Source organism: Martelella sp. UBA3392, from assembly GCF_002358775.1.
GTDB classification, from domain to species: Bacteria; Pseudomonadota; Alphaproteobacteria; order Rhizobiales; family Rhizobiaceae; genus Martelella; species Martelella mediterranea.
Genome location: NZ_DEPM01000166.1, coordinates 1 through 4208 on the forward strand (window position 1 = coordinate 1; position 4208 = coordinate 4208).

Genomic DNA, 4208 nt, shown 5'->3' on the forward strand with positions numbered 1-4208 from the left:
GGGGCTTGCCGGCGATGCGGGTTTGACCACCGAGTTCGCTGTAAAGTGCCGCGAGCGCGCCAGCGCAGGGCACGAGCCGGTTACCGCGCGAGACCACGAGATCGGGATTGGCGCAGATCAGCGGCAGGTCGCGCGCCGCAAAACGCGTCAGCAGATCGCGATAGTCTTCCGGCGTTTCGGTTTCATCATCCTTGAAGCCGCTGCACAGAATGCCCTCGGCATCGGCCTCGCCGACATTCTCGACCCCGGTATCCCCGTAAAGGTCGGCGTCGCGCTCCGGGCCCAGATAATAGAGCCTGCGCGGGCCTTCGGCGACCAGCGTCCGGGTCACGTCGCCGGAGGTCACGATGGCATCAAAGCTTTCATCCGTCACGCCGAGCGCGGCAAGCTGCTCCTTGACCGACGGTCCAAGCCGCGGCGAATTGGTGAGCAGGATCACCGTCTTGCCGGCGCGGCGCGCCTCGGAAAGCGCCGCCTTCGGCGTATCGAAGGAGGCCACGCCATTGTGAAGAACGCCCCAGACATCGCAGAGCATGACATCGTAATCGGCATGAAGCGCACGGAGAGCGTCGATCGGTTTCGGCATGGATTTTCCTTGTTCCTTGGAAGGCGCGGACAAATGGTCACAACAGCGTGCCGATGGCAAGCCCCGTAAGCGCGGCGCCCGCAAGAAGCGGCAAAATGCCGACCCTGAATTTGATGAGCGCGACAATCCCCGCCACGCTGATGGCAAGCGAGGCCGGGTCGAGGCTTGTCCCGTCCGGCCATATCAGGCTCGCGCGCATGAACGGCGGCAGAGAAAACAGCGCGATCCGGTCCACCGAACTGAACAGGACATTGAGCGCGAACCAGAGCGAGAGATTGGCAATCACGCCGACAATCGCCGCGCCGATGCCGGCGAGCGCCCCGGAAAGCGCGGCATTGCGGCGCAGGTCCTCGACATAGGGCGCGCCGGCGAAGATGAACAGGAAGCTTGGCACGAAGATCGCCCAGGCGGTCAGAACCGCGCCGATGATGCCGGAGGCAAGCGGCGCGGCGAAGACCGGCGCGGCATGGGCCGCCAGAAAGCCGACGAAGCACAGCACCAGCACCAGCGGCCCCGGCGTCGTCTCGGCAAGGGCCAGCCCGTCCATCATCTCGGCCGGCGTCAGCCAGTGGTAGGTGGCCACCGCCTCCTGCGCCACATAGGTCAGCACCGCATAGGCCCCGCCGAAGGAAAACAGCGCGATCTTTATGAAGAAGCCGAAAATATCGGTCAGCGTGTGGAAATCGCCGAACGGGGCCAGCGCGAACAGAGGCAGCAGCCATATCGCCGTCCAAAGCAGAAGGGTTCCGGCGGTGGAGACACCGCGCCTGCGCCAATCCCGCTTCACCGGGATATCAGGCTCGGCCACCACCGGTCGACGCATGAACACATAACCGACGAGCCCGGCTGCCAGCACCACGACCGGAAAGGCCACGCCGAAGACGAACAGCGCCAGAAAGGCCGCGAGCGCGAGCCCCACCGACACCGGCCCTTTGAGCGAGCGCCCCGCCATGCGCCACAACGCCTGCACGACGATGGCGAGCACCGCCGCCTTCAGCCCCATGAAGATCGCTTCCAGCCACGCGGCATCGCCGAGCGTCGCATAGAGCGCCGCGAGCGCGACAATCAGAACGAAACCCGGCAGCACGAACAACAGACCCGCGGCAATGCCGCCCCGCACCCCGTGGAGCATCCAGCCGACATAGGTCGCCAGTTGCTGGGCCTCGGGACCGGGCAGCAGCATGCAGTAGTTGAGGGCGTGAAGGTATCGGTCGGGCGGAAGCCAGCGCTTCTCGTCAACGATGATCCGATGCATCAGCGCGATCTGGCCGGCCGGCCCGCCGAAGGACAGGAGCCCGATACGCGCGAATACGCTGACAAGCTCGCTGAAGTCCGGCTTTTTATCCTCTGTCGCAGCGACCGTCACAATGTCCTCGCAATCCGGGTGGAAATGATTCCGCATTGATATCAAGGGTCGGGGTTACGATCACGGCATAAAACCTGTATGAAGCCGGCAATAGGCGGCCTGAAAAAGTTCCGACGGCGATCAAAAAAAACTTGAAGCCGTTTCTTGACACCGCTTCTTCCCCTTCTTAAATCACCGTTATTAGCACTCTCTAGTGAGGAGTGCTAACACTGATCCATGCGACCGCGAAAACGGTCGCGAATGTCATTCGATCGAGGGTATAGACAATGGCAAGCATTTCTTTCCGCCCCCTGCACGACCGCGTCGTTGTACGCCGCGTGGAGTCTGAAGAAAAGACCAAGGGTGGCATCATCATCCCCGACACCGCCAAGGAAAAGCCGCAGGAAGGCGAAATCGTCGCTGTCGGCAACGGCGCCCGTGACGACAGCGGCAATGTTGTCGCGCTCGACGTCAAGGTCGGCGACCGCGTCCTGTTCGGCAAGTGGTCGGGCACCGAAGTCAAGCTCGACGGCGAAGACCTTCTGATCATGAAGGAAGCCGACATCATGGGCATCGTCGCTTAATCAAGCGCCTTCCCACGATCCACCTTTCCAACCAGCCGGGCACCTGCCCATAAGGTTTTGATAAACCAGGAGTTTTCAAATGGCTGCTAAAGAAATCAAATTCGGCCGCACTGCGCGCGAAAAGATGATGCACGGTGTTGACGTGCTCGCCGACGCCGTCAAGGTCACGCTTGGCCCCAAGGGTCGTAACGTCGTTATCGAAAAGTCCTTCGGCGCTCCGCGCATCACCAAGGACGGTGTTTCGGTCGCCAAGGAAATCGAACTGGAAGACAAGTTCGAGAACATGGGCGCCCAGATGGTCCGCGAAGTTGCTTCGAAGACCAACGACATTGCCGGTGACGGCACCACGACGGCAACCGTTCTCGCTTCCTCGATCATCCGCGAAGGCAACAAGGCCGTTGCCGCCGGCATGAACCCGATGGACCTGAAGCGCGGTATCGACCTCGCCGTCGCCGAAGTCGTCAAGGATCTTCAGGCCAAGGCCAAGAAGATCAACACGTCGGAAGAAGTCGCCCAGGTCGGCACCATTTCCGCCAATGGCGAAAAGCAGATCGGCGAAGACATTGCCGCCGCCATGCAGAAGGTCGGCAATGAAGGCGTCATCACGGTTGAAGAAGCCAAGACCGCCGAAACCGAACTCGAAGTCGTTGAAGGCATGCAGTTCGACCGCGGCTACCTGTCGCCCTATTTCGTGACCAACTCCGAGAAGATGGTTGCTGAACTGGAAGACGCCTACATTCTGCTGCACGAAAAGAAGCTCTCCAACCTTCAGGCTCTGCTGCCGGTTCTGGAAGCTGTCGTTCAGTCGAACAAGCCCCTCCTGATCATTGCTGAAGACGTTGAAGGCGAAGCGCTTGCGACCCTCGTCGTCAACAAGCTGCGCGGCGGTCTCAAGATCGCAGCCGTCAAGGCGCCTGGCTTCGGCGATCGCCGCAAGGCCATGCTCGAAGACCTCGCCATCCTGACGGGCGGCACGGTCATCTCCGAAGATCTCGGCATCAAGCTCGAAAATGTTACCCTCGACATGCTCGGCACTGCCAAGAAGGTCTCGATCACCAAGGAAAACACCACGGTTGTCGACGGTGCCGGCCAGAAGTCCGACATCGAAGCCCGTGTTGCCCAGATCAAGGCCCAGATCGAGGAAACCACGTCCGATTACGACCGCGAAAAGCTGCAGGAACGCCTTGCCAAGCTCGCCGGCGGCGTTGCCGTGATCCGCGTTGGCGGCTCCACGGAAGTCGAAGTGAAGGAAAAGAAGGACCGCATCGACGACGCTCTGAACGCGACGCGCGCGGCCGTTCAGGAAGGCATCGTGCCCGGCGGTGGCGTGGCCCTGCTGCGCTCCTCCACCAAGATCGCCTCCAAGGGCGAGAACGACGACCAGGAAGCCGGCATCAACATCGTCCGCCGTGCGCTCCAGTCGCTGGTTCGCCAGATCGCGACCAATGCGGGTGACGAAGCTTCGATCGTTGTCGGCAAGATCCTCGACAAGAACGACGACAACTTCGGCTACAACGCCCAGACCGGCGAATATGGCGACATGATCGCCATGGGTATCGTCGATCCGGTCAAGGTTGTCCGCACGGCCCTGCAGAACGCAGCCTCGGTTGCCTCGCTGCTGATCACCACCGAAGCCATGATCGCCGATGCTCCGAAGAAGGAAAGCGCCGGCGGCGGCATGCCCGACATGGGC

General features: G+C 61.7%; 4 protein-coding genes. 2 read left to right on the plus strand and 2 right to left on the minus strand.

The genetic code is table 11. The annotated features are described in order from the left end of the window. A partial coding sequence (locus tag B4E36_RS12600) for a TIGR01459 family HAD-type hydrolase (protein ID WP_345900416.1) occupies window positions 1-586 on the minus strand: 586 nt, incomplete at its 3' end. A 37-nt stretch (window positions 587-623) separates the two neighbouring features. Next, window positions 624-1988, minus strand: coding sequence for a chromate efflux transporter (gene chrA, locus B4E36_RS12605; RefSeq protein WP_345900417.1), 1365 nt, complete (start codon window positions 1986-1988; stop codon window positions 624-626). 230 nt (window positions 1989-2218) lie between these two features. On the opposite strand from chrA, the gene groES reads away from it, so the two are divergent. Then, entirely contained in the window at window positions 2219-2515 is a 297-nt protein-coding gene (gene groES / locus B4E36_RS12610) for a co-chaperone GroES (RefSeq protein WP_018065505.1), read from the plus strand. Between the two features lie 79 nt (window positions 2516-2594). Then, window positions 2595-4208, plus strand: a 1614-nt coding sequence (gene groL, locus B4E36_RS12615; protein WP_345900418.1) for a chaperonin GroEL, incomplete at its 3' end; no start/stop codon positions are given.